The sequence below is a fragment of the Streptomyces sp. NPDC005070 genome (assembly GCF_053600395.1).
On sequence record NZ_JBSFZS010000148.1, the window covers coordinates 1 to 15,816 of the forward strand.

Annotated in this window: 13 protein-coding genes and 1 pseudogene; 3 read left to right on the plus strand and 11 right to left on the minus strand. The window is 71.7% G+C overall.

Annotated elements, in window-relative coordinates; translation table 11 throughout:
* Positions 1 to 112 precede the first annotated feature (112 nt).
* The 7 genes from ACWEBX_RS32555 to ACWEBX_RS32585 form a co-directional block, all read right to left on the minus strand.
* Positions 113 to 955 (minus strand): nitrilase-related carbon-nitrogen hydrolase, encoded by an 843-nt coding sequence (locus ACWEBX_RS32555; protein WP_361686673.1) that lies wholly within the window; start codon positions 953 to 955, stop codon positions 113 to 115.
* Positions 956 to 1,100: 145 nt separating this feature from the next.
* The gene (locus ACWEBX_RS32560; RefSeq protein WP_451888369.1) at positions 1,101 to 2,690 is read right to left on the minus strand and encodes a PucR family transcriptional regulator; all 1,590 of its coding nucleotides are present in this window, start codon (positions 2,688 to 2,690) and stop codon (positions 1,101 to 1,103) included.
* A gap of 149 nt (positions 2,691 to 2,839) precedes the next feature.
* The gene (locus ACWEBX_RS32565; RefSeq protein WP_451888370.1) at positions 2,840 to 4,123 is read right to left on the minus strand and encodes an aspartate aminotransferase family protein; all 1,284 of its coding nucleotides are present in this window, start codon (positions 4,121 to 4,123) and stop codon (positions 2,840 to 2,842) included.
* Positions 4,120 to 4,962 (minus strand): nitrilase-related carbon-nitrogen hydrolase, encoded by an 843-nt coding sequence (locus ACWEBX_RS32570; protein WP_451888371.1) that lies wholly within the window; start codon positions 4,960 to 4,962, stop codon positions 4,120 to 4,122. The genes ACWEBX_RS32565 and ACWEBX_RS32570 overlap by 4 nt, the downstream gene beginning before the upstream one ends.
* A gap of 542 nt (positions 4,963 to 5,504) precedes the next feature.
* On the minus strand, positions 5,505 to 7,304 hold the full coding sequence (locus ACWEBX_RS32575; RefSeq protein WP_451888372.1) for a hypothetical protein: 1,800 nt from the start codon (positions 7,302 to 7,304) through the stop codon (positions 5,505 to 5,507).
* 225 nt (positions 7,305 to 7,529) lie between these two features.
* The gene (locus ACWEBX_RS32580; RefSeq protein WP_451888373.1) at positions 7,530 to 8,465 is read right to left on the minus strand and encodes an HAD family hydrolase; all 936 of its coding nucleotides are present in this window, start codon (positions 8,463 to 8,465) and stop codon (positions 7,530 to 7,532) included.
* 245 nt (positions 8,466 to 8,710) lie between these two features.
* On the minus strand, positions 8,711 to 8,965 hold the full coding sequence (locus ACWEBX_RS32585; RefSeq protein ID WP_451888374.1) for a helix-turn-helix domain-containing protein: 255 nt from the start codon (positions 8,963 to 8,965) through the stop codon (positions 8,711 to 8,713).
* 32 nt (positions 8,966 to 8,997) lie between these two features.
* On the opposite strand from ACWEBX_RS32585, the gene map reads away from it, so the two are divergent.
* Complete coding sequence (gene map, locus ACWEBX_RS32590) at positions 8,998 to 9,765, plus strand: type I methionyl aminopeptidase (RefSeq protein WP_451888375.1); 768 nt, start codon at positions 8,998 to 9,000, stop codon at positions 9,763 to 9,765.
* Positions 9,766 to 9,876: 111 nt separating this feature from the next.
* Here map and ggt read toward each other — a convergent pair whose 3' ends face one another.
* Complete coding sequence (gene ggt / locus ACWEBX_RS32595) at positions 9,877 to 11,694, minus strand: gamma-glutamyltransferase (RefSeq protein WP_451888376.1); 1,818 nt, start codon at positions 11,692 to 11,694, stop codon at positions 9,877 to 9,879.
* A 103-nt stretch (positions 11,695 to 11,797) separates the two neighbouring features.
* On the opposite strand from ggt, the gene ACWEBX_RS32600 reads away from it, so the two are divergent.
* Both ACWEBX_RS32600 and ACWEBX_RS32605 read left to right on the plus strand, forming a co-directional pair.
* Complete coding sequence (locus ACWEBX_RS32600) at positions 11,798 to 12,622, plus strand: hypothetical protein (protein WP_451888377.1); 825 nt, start codon at positions 11,798 to 11,800, stop codon at positions 12,620 to 12,622.
* A gap of 187 nt (positions 12,623 to 12,809) precedes the next feature.
* Positions 12,810 to 14,384, plus strand: coding sequence for a CocE/NonD family hydrolase (locus ACWEBX_RS32605; RefSeq protein ID WP_451888378.1), 1,575 nt, complete (start codon positions 12,810 to 12,812; stop codon positions 14,382 to 14,384).
* Between the two features lie 48 nt (positions 14,385 to 14,432).
* On the opposite strand, the pseudogene ACWEBX_RS32610 reads toward ACWEBX_RS32605, so the two are convergent.
* The 3 genes and pseudogenes from ACWEBX_RS32610 to ACWEBX_RS32620 all read right to left on the minus strand — a co-directional run.
* Positions 14,433 to 14,672, minus strand: a pseudogene (locus ACWEBX_RS32610) (amino acid ABC transporter permease); the annotation flags it as partial.
* 68 nt (positions 14,673 to 14,740) lie between these two features.
* Positions 14,741 to 14,887 carry a hypothetical protein gene (locus tag ACWEBX_RS32615; protein WP_451888379.1) on the minus strand — a complete coding sequence of 49 codons (147 nt, stop codon included), beginning with the start codon at positions 14,885 to 14,887 and terminating at the stop codon, positions 14,741 to 14,743.
* A gap of 179 nt (positions 14,888 to 15,066) precedes the next feature.
* Positions 15,067 to 15,507: a DUF6278 family protein gene (locus ACWEBX_RS32620; RefSeq protein WP_451888380.1), complete on the minus strand. Its 441-nt coding sequence runs from the start codon at positions 15,505 to 15,507 to the stop codon at positions 15,067 to 15,069.
* Positions 15,508 to 15,816 lie beyond the last annotated feature (309 nt).

A 15,816-nucleotide genomic window follows, 5' to 3' on the forward strand; every position in this document is an offset into this window, starting at 1 on the left:
TCTCTCCCTATTTGTGCGCGCCCCGGGGGGTGCCGGGCGCCGGCCCGGGGGTCCCGCGCTCGGATCGCAGGGCCCGCGGCACGGACGACTGGAGCGTGCCTCCTCCGGACCGTCAGGGCGCGGTCAGTGGCGCGTACGCCCCCGGGGCGCGGTCGCGGTAGAACTGCCACCGGTCGCGGACCTCGCGGAGCTTGGCCATGTCCAGGTCGCGGACGACGAGTTCGCTCTCCTTGTCGCTCGCCACCTCGCCGACGAACTGGGCCTCGGGGTCCACGAAGTACGAGGTCCCGTAGAAGTCGTTGTCGCCGTACTCCTCCTGCCCGACCCGGTTGATCGCACCCACGAAGTACTCGTTGGCGACGGCGGCGGCCGGCTGCTCCAACTGCCAGAGGTAGCCGGACAGTCCGCGGGAGGTGGCCGACGGGTTGAAGACGATCTCCGCGCCCGCGAGACCGAGGGCCCGCCAGCCCTCCGGGAAGTGCCGGTCGTAGCAGATGTAGACCCCGATCCGGCCCACGGCCGTGTCGAAGACGGGCCAGCCGGAGTTCCCGGGCCGGAAGTAGAACTTCTCCCAGAATCCGGGTACTTGGGGAATGTGGGTCTTGCGATACTTGCCCAGGTAGGAGCCGTCGGCGTCGATCACGGCCGCCGTGTTGTACAGGACACCGGGCTGTTCCTCCTCGTACATCGGCAGCACGAGGACGAGGCCCAGTTCCTTCGCCAGCGCCTGGAAGCGCCGGACGATCGGGCCCTCGGGGATCTGCTCGGCGTACGCGTAGAACTCCTTGTCCTGCACCTGGCAGAAGTACGGTCCGTAGAACAGCTCCTGGAAGCACAGGACTTGGGCGCCCTGCGCGGCCGCGTCGCGGGCCGCCTGCTCGTGGACCTGGATCATCGATTCCTTGTCGCCGGTCCATGCGGTCTGAAAGACGGCGGCGCGGATCACTCTGCTCATCGGGACCTCCGGTCGCTCGGTGTGCGAGGAGACTAGAAAGCCCCGGCCCGTTCTTTGAGTTGCACCGTGTCACGTCCGAAGTGCTGTGCCGTTCCACGGTGTCACCTCCGCGTTCTCCCGTGTTGCGCCTGACTGGTTCTGTGTTTCACCGCTGTTGCGCGTCGTGCGCGAGCAGCGCGATGTGGACGGAGGCCGCCTGTTCGAAGTCGTCGAGGTCGACGCCGAGGCGGGCCTGTATGACCTCCAGCCGGCGGTAGAGCGCGGGCCGGCTGACATGGTGGAGCTGCGCCGTGCGGGACTTGTTGCGGCCGGTGGCGAGGTAGGTCCGCAGCACGGGCAGCAGCCGTGGATCCGCCCGCGGACCGCCGAGCAGGCCGTCGAGTTCGCGTTCCGCGAAGGACTGGACGTTCGGGTCGTCCCGCAGCAGCCGGACCAGGCCGCGCAGATGGACGTCACGCAGCCGGACGAGCGCGGGCCGGTCCTGGTCGGCGGGCGGGTCGCCGGCGGCCTCGGCGACGTGCAGGGCCTCGCGCAGTCCGGCGGGTACGTCGTCCCAGGCGGTACGGGGCCCGGCGGCGGCCACGGTGGCGGGGGCCCCGGTCTCGTGCCGCAGCCGTACGGCGAAATGCGCGGCCAGCGCCTCGGCGTCCTGGTCGCGCGGAAGACTGAGCAGCAGCGCGGTCGCTCCGTCGGACAGTTCGGCGACGAGCCCCGGCAGCCCCAGCAGGCGCAGCACACGGTCGAGTTGGGAAGCGTCGCCGTCGCGCACCACCAGGGGCACGAAGGTGCGGCGGTTCACGGGCAGTCCGGCGGCCCGCGCTCGCGGCAGGAGCTGGCGGGCCGGTACGGCACCGCTCACGAGGTCGGTCAGCAGGCCCTGCGCGGACTCCTCCTCCCAGGAGTGGGCAGGGCCGGCGAGCATGCGGTGCAGGATCAGGGCCTCGGCGGCCCGGTCGGCGAGCAGGCGCCCGGTCGCCGCGTCGCCGCGGTGGCCGCACAGCAGGACGCGGCCCCATCGCTCCCCCCGTCCGCCGAGTTCGGCGCGGATCCATCCGTCGCCCTCGCTGCCTCCCCCAGTGCCTGAAGGGCCTGGGTGGGACCCCCATGCCTGCCGGGCGATGCGGTCCCAGTCGCGCAGCACGTCGTCGACGGCGGAGCGTTCGCCGGCGGTGGCGAGGACCCGGTGGGCGAGGTTGGTGACGACGACGGGACAGGCGGCGTGCACGGCGATCTCGTCGAGCAGGCGCTGGAGCGGGGCGCCGGTGGTGATCAGCCCGGTGAGTGCGGTGCGTACGGCCTCCGAGAGGCTCACGGCCGCGAACTTCTGCCGTACCAGCCGGGACTGGACCTCCTCCGTCAACTCGGCGAAGGGGAAGGGGCGGTGGAGCACCACCATCGGCAGGCCGCAGCGTTCGGCGGCCCGGCGCATCACGTCCGGGGGCGCGGGGAAGGCGCGGCCGAGTCCGAGGACGACGGCCGCGGCCTCGGCGCGGTGCAGCGAACGGATGTACTCGGCCTGGGCATCGGGGTCGCCGGCGAGCAACACCCCGGTGGTGAGGACCATTTCGCCGCCGCTGAGCATGACGCCCACGTCGGCGGCCTCGGCGACGTGCACCCAGCGGACGGACCGGTCGAGATGGCCGGCACCGGCCACCACCTCGGGCTCCCCGGCGAGCACCCGGTCCAGGGCGAGGACCTGGCGTACCGAAAGCGCGGGTTCCAGGACGGTGGTCATGGCGGCGTTCCCCTTTGTCCGTGGCTCGGTTCGCCTCCGGAGCACTGCGGGCGGCCGCGGGGACTCGACGCGTGCCCGAACCCTCGGGTCCTCGCGCGCCGGGTCTTCGGGACCACCGCCCCTTCGGCTCACCCGCCCTTGCTCATCTGTTACTGGGCCCGCCTCAGCGCGCGTTCCAGGATCGACGCGCCCTCCTCCGCCTCCGCGACGGTGAGGGAGAGCGGCGGGGCGATACGCAGCACGCTGGTGTCGTGTCCGCCGCCCTTGCCGATCAACAGGCCTTCCTCGCGGGCCGCTTCGAGGACCGCCGCGGCTCCAGCGGGGTTCGCGCGGTCGGTGCCGGGCTCCACCAGTTCGATGCCGATCATCAGTCCGCGCCCGCGCACCTCGCGTACACCGTCGAACTGCGCGGCGACCTCGCGGAGCCGCTCGATGAGCAGGCCGCCGACGCGCCGGGCGTTGCCCTGGAGGTCGTGTTCGAGGAGGTAGGTGAGATTCGCGAGTCCCGCCGCCATCGTGACCGGTGAACCACCGAAGGTCGAGATGGAGTTGGAGTCGAGGCAGTTCATGATCTCGGCGCGGGCGACGACTCCGCCGATGGACATGCCGTTGCCGATGCCCTTGGCGAAGGTGAGCATGTCGGGCGGGCCGGAGGCGGCGTGGGCCTGCCAGCCCCAGAAGTGCTCGCCGGTGCGGCCCCAGCCGGTCTGCACCTCGTCGGCGATCCAGAGGACGCCGTGCTCCTGGAGGACCTCGCGGAAGGCCGCGTACAGGCCGTCGGGGGGCGCGGTGAAGCCGCCGACACCCTGGATCGGTTCGGCGATCAGCGCGGCGGGCGGGCGGACATGGCCGAGCAGGTCCTTCAGGTCCGCCACGCAGGCGTCGGTGAACGCGGCGTCGTCGAGGTCGGCGTAGGGGCCGCGGGTGCGGACACCGCCGTGCACGTACAGCGTCTGGAGCGGTGACAGGGAGGTGGGCGACCAGCCCTTGTTGCCGGTGATCCCGACCGCGCTGAACGACCGGCCGTGGTAGCTGTTACGCATGGCGAGGATCTGGTTGCTGCGCCGGTGGGTGGTGGCGAGCAGCAGGGCCGTGTCGTTGGCCTCGGTGCCGGAGGTGGTGAAGAAGACGCGGGCATCGGGGATGCCGGACAACTGGGCGACGCGTTCGGCGAGTTCGACCATCGGCCGGTTGAGGTACAGCGTCGAGGAGTGGATGATCCGGCCGGCCTGCTCGCTGACGGCCTTCGTCACCTCGGGCAGGGCGTGCGCGGTCATCGTGGTGAGGATGCCGCCGAAGAAGTCGAGGTACTTGTTTCCGTCGGAGTCCCAGACGTGGCGGCCCTCGCCGTGGGTGATCTCGATCGGGTCCTCGTAGTACAGGGCGAGCCAGTCCGGCAGGACGGCCTGGTGGCGGGTGTACAGGTCGGTCATGGCTGCACCAGCCCTTCGTAGGCGTCGGGGCGCCGGTCGCGGTAGAACGCCCACTGTTGGCGTACTTCCTCGATGAGGCCGAAGTCCAGGTCGCGGACGACGAGTTCCTCGGCCTTGTCGCTCGCCCGCTCGCCGACGAACTGTCCTCGCGGGTCGACGAAGTACGAGGTTCCGTAGAAGTCGTTGTCGCCGTACTCCTCCTGCCCGATCCGGTTGATCGCGGCGATGAAGTACTCGTTGGCGACGGCCGCCGCGGGCTGTTCGAGCTGCCAGAGGTAGGCGGACAGTCCGCGGGAGGTGGCCGAGGGGTTGTACACGAGCTGGGCGCCGTTCAGACCGAGCTGCCGCCAGCCTTCGGGGAAGTGCCGGTCGTAGCAGATGTAGACCCCGACCCGGCCGACGGCCGTGTCGAAGACGGGCCAGCCGAGGTTGCCGGGCTTGAAGTAGTACTTCTCCCAGAACCCCTTCACCTGCGGGATGTGGTGCTTGCGGTACTTCCCGAGGTACGTGCCGTCGGCGTCGATCACGGCCGCGGTGTTGTAGTAGAACCCGGACTGCTCGACCTCGAACACGGGTACGACGATCACCATGCCGGTCTCGCGCGCGAGCTCACACATACGGGTGACGGTGGGTCCGTCGGGGACCGGCTCCGCCCAGGCGTAGTGCTCCGGCTCCTGGACCTGGCAGAAGTAGGGGGCGTTGAAGACTTCCTGGAACCCGATGACCTTGGCACCCTGCCGGGCCGCCTCACGGGCGTGTTCCTCGTGTTTGGCGACCATGGATGCGGTGTCGCCGGTCCAGGTGGCCTGGACCAGGGCGGCACGTACGACGTTGCCCATGAGCTGCTCCTTCGACGGGACGTCAGAGAGCCTCTACGCCCGTAGACAAAGGCTGTAGAGGCTCGAAAGTAAGCCCCCCGGACAGCCTTGCCAAGACCATCGTCGTTAACCCGCTGAGTCGATCACGTTTCTGACCCTCACGGGTGAGTGACATGGCCGCCGGAGCCGGAGGTACGGCCGACCGGGCGAGCGCCCGCAGGACCGGGTGGACGCCGCCGCGCGTGCACGGACTCCCGACGGATCGCCGTCCGTGTCGAGCCCGGCATCGCAGGTGCGCGTGCGCGCACGAGCGGCCTCGGGCGGGCGGCGCCGTGACCGTCGCCGGGCGGGGGCATGGGTCACTCCGTGACCGGCACCGGGCGGAGAGTCACGTCGTGGCCAGCGCCGGGCGGCGAGACCGAGCTCCGACGGTCGCCGGGCGGGGCCACACCGCACCGTCCCCGGACGAAGGGCCACGCCGTGACCGACGCCGGGCCGAGGGCCAAGCCGTGACCTCGCCGGGCGCGGCACGAGTCACGCCGTGGCCGTCGACCGGCGGCGGATCATGGCGTGAACCCGGCGACGCGCAGGGCGTGGACCAGGTCCCATTGGCATTCGTCGGACACTCCCCGGGCCGCCCGCAGGAGCAGCGGTACGAGTCGCTCCGGGTCCGTCTCGGCGCTGCGGGCGGCTTCCTCCGGGGCGCACACACGCACGTACGCGTCGAGGAGCGCGCTGATCTCGCGGCCTCGGCCCTGGTCGGCGAGGTCGAGGACGGCGGCGCCGATCTCGGGGGCGGGCCGGGTGACGCCCTGGCGCAGCATCTGCCTGCCGTCGGCGCTGCGCCCGGCGGCGGTGAGCGCGTCGGCCGCGGCGACCAGCCGGTCGGCGGGCAGCGAGGCCGCCTCCCACAGCAGGGTGGCCCAGTCCGCGTCGAGTCCGGCGCCGTGCAGTTCGGCGGCGAGCAGGGGGAAGCGGGCGGGGGGCCAGTACGCCGCTTCGACGAGCAGCGCGTGCGCCTCGCCGCTGCGGCCCTCGCCGCGCAGCCGCGTGAGCGTCGCGACGGTCTCCGCCGTGAGCCGCCGCGCGCCCTCGTCCGGCGGCTCCGGCTGTGTCGTCGTGTGCGGGCGCGCGGGCTCCTCGGCGGCACCGGCGAAACGCGCGCCGCGGGGCGTACGCCCGCCCCGCGCGGGCGGGTCGGGCAGCACGGGACCGGCCTCCGGCACAGCCACGGGAGCCACGTCGGCCTCCACCATCCCGGCGAAACGCGCGCCCCCTCTCCGACGCCGCTTGGAACGCTTGGCCGGATGCGGGTCGGCGTCGGGCGGGGTCCTGTCGTGTGCCGGGGCGGGCGCGGCGACCCGCTCCGCGGGACGGGACCTGTCGCCGTCCGGCGCGAGGCCCGTGGGGCGTGCCCCGGGCTGTGCGTGACCGCCTGGGACGTAGCTCGCGGCAGAAGGCCAGGCCTCGCCCCGCTCGGCCGCCGCCGGACGCGAGCCGGGGGCCGCCCCTGCGGCGAGGCCGGGGCCGAAGCCGGGGCCATGTCCTGCGCCGGGGCCCATGCCAGGGCCGGGGCCTGATCCCGCACCGGAGTCGGGGCCCCCACCCACCCCGTGACCAGGTCCGAACCCAGAACCATGCCCAGAACCCAGGCCCGATCCGGCACCGTGACCAGAACCATGCCCAGGGCTCGGCCCCGGGCTCGATCCGGCACCGTGACCAGGTGCGGGCCCAAAACCATGCCCCGGGCCGGCCCCTGATCCAACGGCGTGACCAGATCCGGGCCCAAACCCATGTCCCGCCCCGGCGGCCGGAGCCGGGAAGCCCGGCGTGTGCCGCCCGGGGGCGCGCAGGGCGTGGCGGTCGACGTTCTCCATGCGGTGGCGCAGTTCGGCGCAGCGGGCGGCGGCCCGTTCATGATCGTCCTGCGCCCAGGCGAGGTCCAGGCGGATCGACTCGGCCTCCCCACGGGAAACCGCCGCGGGAAGCCGTCCGCTCAGTTCGGCCTGGCGTTCCGCGGCGTAGCGCTGTTCGCGGAGCATGACGTCCAGGCGGTCGCCGAGCGCGTCCCGGCCGCCCGGACGGACGTCGTACGCGGCCAGCGAGGCCGCGTGCAGTACCCCGGCCCGAGCCGTCTCCTGGGCCGCGGCCCGCTCCCCGTACTGCCCGACGACGTCCTGGAGGAGTGCCTCCACGACGTCCCAGGGCGGCACCTCCTGCCCTTCGAGGCACGCCCGCATTCCGTCGGGGTCACGTTGCCAGAAGACCCCGCACCAGCCGCCGCTCCGATCGAGCCGGTCCACAAGCCCGTTCAGATACCGCGCGAACTCCAGTACCTGTTCCGGGAGTTGTCCTACAGCCATCACTCAACTCCCCGCCCGACGTGAGCACTTCGACCCGACAGAGAACACCAGTCGTGTTACGGATCGACTACGGGGAGTTTTCGGCGGGAACGCAGAGGTCTCGCCGAGGGGGCGCGCCGGAGCACGCCCGCGCGGCCGTGCGCCCCGAACGAAACTCGGGCGCACGCCGGGACGAACGGCCCACCGCACGCCGGACGGACCGGACCGGCGGACCTCACCGCGCCCTCAGATCCGGCACGCCTCCACCGCCGCCGCGCGCGGCAGTACGAGCCGGATGAGGGCGGCGACACCCTCGTCGTCGTTGCTCGGCAGCACGATGTCGGCGGCGCGCAGCGTGTCCTCGTGGGCGTTGGCGACGGCGGCGGCGAGCCCGGCCGCGCGCAGCATCGGGATGTCGTTGGGCATGTCGCCCACGGCGGCGGTGCGTTCCAGCGGAAGCCCGCTCCGCTCGGCGAGCGTCCGCAGCGCCTCCCCCTTGTCGACACCGGGAGCGGACATTTCGAGGAAGTCGCCGGTGGATCTCGTGATCACCGCCCGGTCCCCGACGACCGAGGCGATCACGGCGGCGAGTTCGTCCACCAGCAGCATCGGATGGGCGGCGAGGATCTTGACCACCGGGTCCGCGTCCGCCGGTGCGGAGACGCCGTCCAGCGCGACGTGGCGCCAGGTGTTCGGCACCAGTCGCACGAAGGCCGTCTCCAGGCGGAGCCCGGACACGGAGTCGACCCCCAGCGCGACCCCGGGCACCGCGTCACGGACCGTGCGCAGGATGCCCGCCGCGTCACCGGGTCCGAATCCCCGGCAGTCCAGCAGCCGCCCCGACTCGGCGTCCACGGTCACCGCGCCGTTGCTGCACACCACGGGCCCGGTGAGCCCGTGGCGCCGGACCAGGTCCAGGGTGTCGCGGACGGGCCGTCCGGTCACCCCGACCACGGCGATCCCGGCGCGCTCCGCCTCCGCGAGCGTTCCCAGGGTGCGTTCGCGGATGGCGCCGGACGAGTCGAGCAGGGTGCCGTCGAGATCGGTGCAGACGAGCCGCACGATCACGGGCGCACCGCGTCCGTGCCTCGCCGTGCGCTCTGCCGGGATGGAAGGCCGCGCTTCGCCGGGCGCGGGCTGCTGCGAAGTCGCCACGCCGGGGCGGGCGTTCGTGTTCGACATGGCCGGAGGTTAGTGACTACGCGCGTAGACGACAAGGGAACGAGCAGTGAATTCAACAATTTCTCAACACCGGCCGCCCGAGCCGGACCGTGAGCCCTCCGGGCCGCGGCGCGTCGTGCGCCGCGAGGCCGTTCCGGCGCGGAGCCGACGAGCCTTCGTTCCGACGAGCCTTCGGCCCGACGAGCCCCCGCACCACGGAGCTCCGAGCCGGACTGATGCCCCCAGGCCGCGGAGACCTCAGACCCTCACGCCGCCGGCACCAGCGCGCACCGTACGACGAGCTCGTCCATCGAGAGGCCGAGGGCCCGCGCCAGTGCGGCGACCGTGAAGAAGGCCGGCGTGGGAGCGCGTCCGGTCTCGATCTTGCGCAAGGTCTCCGCGGAGATCCCCGCCACGCCCGCGATGTCCGCCATGCTGCGGCCGCCGCGGGCTTCGCGCAGCAGCCGCCCAAGCCGCTCGCCGCGTTCGCGCTCTTCGGGGGTCAGTGGGGTTCGCACCATGACACCATTCTAATACCGGTATAGTAATTGGCATGGTGGAACTGAAGACCGACACGTCGATCGACGAGATGTACGCGGCCGGCCAGGTCGTGGGCAGGGCACTCACCGCGGTGCGCGAGGCCGCCGACGTGGGCATCTCCCTGCTGGAGCTGGACGAGGTGGCGCATCAGGTCCTGCGCGACGCGGGCGCGACGTCGCCCTTCCTCGGCTATCACCCCTCCTTCGCGCCCACGCCCTTCCCCGCGGTCGTCTGCGCCTCGGTGAACGAGGCGATCGTGCACGGCATCCCGACGGGCTACCGGCTGCGCGACGGAGACCTGGTCTCCATCGACTTCGGCGCCGAACTGGGCGGCTGGGTGGGCGACTCGGCGATCAGCTTCATCGTGGGCGCGCCGCGCGCCGCCGACGCGCGGCTCGTGGAGACCGCGGAGCGGGCCCTGGCCGCGGGGATCGAGGCGGCGGTCGTGGGCAACCGCATCGGGGACATCGCGCACGCCGTCGGCACGGTGTGCCGGGCGGCCGGATACGGGATCCCGGACGGGTTCGGCGGCCACGGCATCGGACGCCGGATGCACGAGGACCCGGGCGTCCCGAACGAGGGCCGCCCGGGACGCGGGATGCCGCTGCGGCACGGCATGGTCCTCGCCATCGAGCCGATGCTCATCGGCGGCGGCACGGACGACTACCACGCGGCCCCCGACGGCTGGACGCTGCGCACGAACGACGGCTCCCGTGCGGCGCATGCGGAACACACGGTGGCCATCACGGACTCGGGCCCGCGCATCCTGACGGCCCGCTGACCCCCCGGTCGCCCAAGGCCACGAGGCGGGCCGCCCCGCACCACGGCCACCGCCGTACCGCGGGGCGGAGCACACCCCTGCCCCGCGGTACGGCCGCCGGTGATCCGGCGGCTAGGGCGCGGGCCGTACGACCATGGCCGAGCCTCCGCCCCGGCGGACCTTCTCCGCCGCGGCCAGCCAGGTGCCGTTCGGGAGGCGCTGGACGCCCGTGGCCGCGCCGATCTCCGGGTTCACCTTGAAGGAGTGCCCGATGGCTTCGAGCCCGGCCCGCGACGGGCTGTCGTACAGGCCCGGTTCGAGCTCGGTCTGGGCCGCGTTGCGCTGGCTGGCGCGTGGCGCGGCGATCGCGTCGACCAAGGGGAGACCGCGGTCGACGAACTCGGTCAGCGTCTGCAGCACGGTCGTGATGATGCTCGCGCCACCGGGCGAACCGAGCGCCACGACCGGCCTGCCGTGCCGGTCGAGGACGATGGTCGGCGAGATCGACGAGCGCGGCCGCTTGCCGGGACCCGGCAGATTCGGGTCGTGCACGGCCGGGTTGGCCGGGGCGAAGGAGAAGTCCGTCAGCTCGTTGTTGAGGAGGAAACCGCGTCCCGGGACGGTGATACCGCTGCCGCCGGTCTGTTCGATGGTCAGCGTGTAGGCGACGACGTTGCCCCACTTGTCGGCCACCGTGAGGTGGGTCGTGTTCTCTCCCTCGTACGTCGTCGGGGCGGCCGTCCCGGTGCCGGCGCAGGCGGCGGGACTGTTCGGGTCGCCCGGCGTGAGCGGGCTCGTCAGCACAGCGTCGTCCTTGACGAGGCAGGCCCGGCTGTCCGCGTACTTCTGCGAGAGCAGGCCCTTGGTGGGTACGTCCTCGAAGGCCGGGTCGCCCACCCAGCGGCCCCGGTCCGCGAACGCGATCCGGCTCGCCTCGATGTAGTGGTGCAGGTACTGCGCCTCGCTCGCCTTGGAGAGGTCCGTCCTCTCCAAGATGTTGAGCGCCTCGCCGACGGTGGTGCCGCCGGAGGAGGAGGGGGCGATCGAGTAGACGTCCAGACCGCGGTACGAGGTCCTGGTGGGCGCCTGGCGCTTCGCCCCGTAGGCGGCGAGATCCCTCGGGGACAGCTTTCCGGGCCGGGCGTCGTAGCCGGACGCCGGGTCCACGGGCGGCTTGTTCACGGTGGCGACGATCTCCCGGCCGAGCGTGCCGGTGTACAGGGCTCGTGTGCCCTTCCTGCCCAACTCCTCGTACGTGCGGGCCAGATCGGGGTTCTTGAAGGTCGATCCGACGACCGGCAGCGAGCCTCCGGGCAGGAACAGTCCCGCGGTGTCGGGGAAGTTGCGGAAGCGGGCCTGGTTCAGCTCGGTCTGTGAGCGGAAGGTCGCGTCGACCGTGAACCCGGAGCGGGCGATGCGCTCGGCCGGTTCCAGGACGGTGCCGAGGCGTCTGCTGCCCCATGAGTCCAGGGCCGTCTGCCAGGTGGCGGGCGTGCCCGGTGTGCCCACGCTCAGCCCGCTGGTGACGGCGTCGGCGAAGGCGAGCGGCTTGCCGTTCTCCAGGAACAGCCCGGAGTCGGCGGTCAGGGGCGCCGTCTCGCGTCCGTCGATCGTGTGCACCGTACGGGACTTGGCGTCGTAGTAGACGAAGTAGCCGCCGCCGCCGATGCCGGACGAGTAGGGCTCGGTGACGCCGAGGGCCGCCGCGGTGGCGACAGCCGCGTCGACCGCGTTGCCGCCCTTCCTCAGCACCTCGATGCCCGCGGCGGAGGCGTCCGCGTCGACGCTCGCCACGGCACCTCCGGACCCGACCGCGACGGGCACCTTCGCGGCGGGCGTCCTCGCGGCCGCGCCCGCCGCCGGCGCTCCGGGCGGGGCCGCCGCACCCACTAATGCCGTCGCGGCCGAAACCGCCAGGACCGTCAGATTCCGCACAAGAGGACGTCGCATCAATACCTCCAGTCAACAGCCGTCCGCGCAGCGTAACTTCACGACGGCGACCACGTCAGGCCCCCTCGAACACGGTTCCGTGAGCCCGCTAGCATGCGCGCACATGAATGACGACGTGCGCAACATCGTCCTCGGCCTCCTCGCCACCGGCCTCAGTGCCGCGCTCGGCTGGGTCGCCCGCACCTACCTGTGGAAGCGCAAGCTGCGCCGCAAGCAGGCGTTCTTCGGGCTGCCCGACAACTCCGAGTCGCTCCTCGTGGTGAACCGCGAGGCGGGCGGTCCCGAACTGACGGTGATGCGCCACGACGTGTTCGCACTGCTCGAACTGTCCGCGCTCATCAAGGACTGCGGCGCGCACGCCCAGGTCATCGCGCACGACGCGACCCAGCAGGGTTTCGGCGAGCGCACGGAGTTCTGCGTGGGCGGACCGGCGTCGAACCGGCGCATGGCCGCGCATCTGCAGTCCCTGCTGCCGGGCGTACAGGTCAACGTCGACTCCGGGCGGGGACCCGACCGGGGCGCCTTCCAGATAGGCAGCGAGCGCTACCGGCTGGAGTCGGGCCAGGCCGAGTACGTGATCCTCGCCCGGCTGACCGCGGGCCAGAGCCGTGACGTGAGACCGGTCTTCCTCTTCTGCGGCCAGCGCGCGATCACCAACCAGGCGGCGACCCGCTATCTCGCCCGCAACCACGCGCGCCTCGCCCGCAAGCACGGCGGCAACAGCTTCGTCCTGCTGCTGAAGGTCGTGAACTCCCAGGCGTACGGCCCCGATGTCGTCGAAGTCGTCGCGGACGTCACCCGCGCGGCCCAGGCCCCGCTGCCGACGCCGCCGGCCCTGGACCCGGCGCCGGACCCCGCGTCCGACCCCGGCCAGGACGGGGAGGCCGCGGCGAAGGCGGCCACGCCGCGGGCACGTCGGCGTACGTGACGCCCGGTCCGCGGAGGTGCGGCGCTTTCCGGCCGTTCGTGGCGGCACCCGCCGACGAGGTTTGAACGCATGGAAATGAACACTTCAACAATCGTTACTCGCACGTAACTTACCGACGGGTTACTTCGAGTAAGCCGCCGCGGTTACCGTCGGGTCACCTTGCACTGACCAAGTGAGGAGTGACCCGTTGGGAAACGGTCGCAACCCCCTGCGCACATCCGCCGTCGGCGCCGTCTCCGCGACGCTGATCGCCGCCGCGAGCCTGGGCCTGGCCCCCACCGCCCAGGCCGCCGGCAGCTCGGGAGGTGTCCGCTTCGTCGACATCTCCGGTGACGGCGGCACCATCCTCAAGGCCAACGTCGTCACCCCGGCGGGAGCGGACGGCACCCGCTCCTACCCGCTCATCGTGCTGCCCACGAGCTGGGGCCTGCCCCAGGTCGAGTACCTCGCACAGGCCCAGAAGCTCGCGAACTCCGGTTATGTCGTCGTCGGTTACAACGTCCGCGGCTTCTGGCAGTCGGGCGGCGAGATAGACGTCGCCGGCCCCCGCGACACCGCGGACGTGTCCAAGGTGATCGACTGGGCGCTGGCCAACACCCCGGCCGACGCACGGAAGGTGGGCGTCGCGGGTGTCTCGTACGGCGCCGGGATCAGCCTGCTGGCCGCCGCGCACGACCAGCGCATCAAGGCGGTCGCGGCGCTGAGCGGCTGGGCGGACCTGACCACGTCCATCTACTCCGGCCGTACCGAACACGTCCAGGCGGCCGCCCTGCTGGACGGCGTCGGGCACATCACGGGCCACCCGAGCGCCGAGACCCAGCAGGTGTTCAAGGACTTCTTCTCCGGGAATCTCGCGAAGGAGCAGAACCTGGTCGACTGGGGGAAGAAACGTTCTCCCGGGACGTACCTGAACCAGCTCGACAAGAACGGCCCCGCCGTCTTCATGGCCAACACCTGGGGCGACACGATCTTCTCGGCCAACCAGTACGCCAAGTTCTACGAGGAACTGTCCGGGCCAAAGCGGCTGGAGTTCCGTCCCGGCGACCACGCCACCGCCGAGATCACCGGTCTGTTCGGGCTGCCCAACGACGTGTGGACCGACACCGCCCGCTGGTTCGACCACTATCTGCAGGGCGAGGACAACGGCATCGACCGCGAGCAGCCGGTGCAGCTCAAGTCCCGCTCCACGGGCGGCTACGAGGGCTACCCGGACTGGAAGTCGGTCGGCGCGACCACGAGGAAGATCGCCCTCGGAGGCACCACCCGCATCCACACGAACGTCGACTCGGGCGCCGACGGCGGGGTCATCTTCCTGTCCAGCATCCTCGACCAGCTCACGCGGATCCCGCCGATGGCCTCGATCCCGCTGCTGCCGCGCTACTGGACGGCGGTGTGGCAGTCGGAGAGGTATGCGAGCGCCCAGCGCGTACGAGGGACCGCCAAACTCCACACCACGGTCACCGGCACCAAGGAGAGCGGCACCTTCATCGCCTACCTCTACGACGTGGGCCCGCTTGGGATCGGCAAGCTGGTCAGCAACGCGCCGTACACCTTCCACGGGCAGACCCCCGGCACGCCGTTCGGTGTCGACCTGGACCTGTTCTCCACGGCCTACGACGTCCCGGCCGGGCATCGTCTCGCCCTGGTCGTCGACACGGTCGACCCGCTGTACATGGAGCACAACCCGTCCGGCGCGCAGCTGACCTTCTCCTCGCCGGAGCACGACCCGTCCTACGTGTCGGTACCCCTGCGCGAGCAGTGATCTCCGGCTGGCGCCGGCCGGGCCTGGCCCTGTGAGCTGCTGCTCCCCCTACGGTCTCGGGGCTGTGGGGGGTACCCCACCCGGCAGCAGCGTCCCTGGTTCGGCCGGAGCCACGTCCACGGCCTCGGTCTCGGGACTGTGCCGCTTTCGCCCGTACGCCCGCGGGGCGGACCGGGAGAGCGGCACACACATCCCGATGCGGATCGGCGAGATCACCGTCATCACGGGGATGAACGGCAAATCGTAGTCGAGGATCGCCGCGATCAGCCTCCCGGGCCCGGGGAAGTCCCCGGCGAGGGGCACGTGCTCGCGTCCCCACCGGGGGACCGGCGGGTTCGGATCCGGATGGCCGTGCCTCACGTGGCAGTTGACGATCTGTTCGACGGGCCGGTGATCACGACCACCTCTCCCTTGCCGTCGGCGAGGTCGTGGTCCTGCGGAACATACGGCTCCCCGAAGTGCGTGGTGACGTCGTACGGGTCGATCAGGGGATCGACGGTCATCCCGGTCCAGCCTGCTGTCGGCCGGGGCGGTCACCGCAAACTATCGACGTGAATCACCACATAACGGACGACACGCGCGTCGGTTCATTAGCCGTATTTGAGGCTGGATGACGAGCGGATCACGGCAGGTGATCACGACACCCCGGGCACCCATGGGGACGGCCGCGCGGGCCCTCCGGTCAGGCCTCCGTGGCCTCGGCGTACATCTGGGACAGCTCGGGGACGCCCTGCACGGCCCAGTCGAGGCCGGCCTCGACGACCGGGATCTCACGCCCCGAGGGGAGCCGGACGGCCGGACTGCCGCCCGGCCACACGTGCCAGGAGGCACCCGGCACCGTGCGCACCACGACGGTGCCGAGATAGAGACCGGCGTCGTTGCCGAGCCAGGGAAGCGCCTCGGGGTCGTCGCGCCACAGCGGCAGGAGCTGGTCGAGCGCCACCAACGAGTCCGGGGTGTCGTCCAGTTCGAGGCCGACGGACGCGGCCTGGGAGCGGAGCAGTTCACACTCCGAGAGCAGTTCGGCCACACCCACGGGGTCGTCCTCGAACGCCTTGGCGAGGGGACGCCCCTGTCGCACCGGATGCCGCTTGAGCAGCTTGTCCAAGAAGGGGATGTTCATGGCCGGCCTCTCCGTGGGGTGCGATCGTCGAAGCTCCGTGTTCCTGGTACGTGAACAAAATGTAGCTCGTGGCATTTCATCATGGAATGAGGCGAATCGTGACGCCTGGAGAAACACCTCGGGTCGTCACGGTTCCCGAGCCGCCCAAGAGGAAGGGTGCCCGCGATCGCGGGGCCGAATGCCTGTCCCCTGTCGCGGGCACCCAGGGGCGCGTCCTAGTGCCGCGACAGGCAACGTTCGCCCCGTCGCGACTCCCGGCACGCTCCCCCAAGCTCTTCGAGCAGGGGGGACCCCCACTCGCCGCACCGG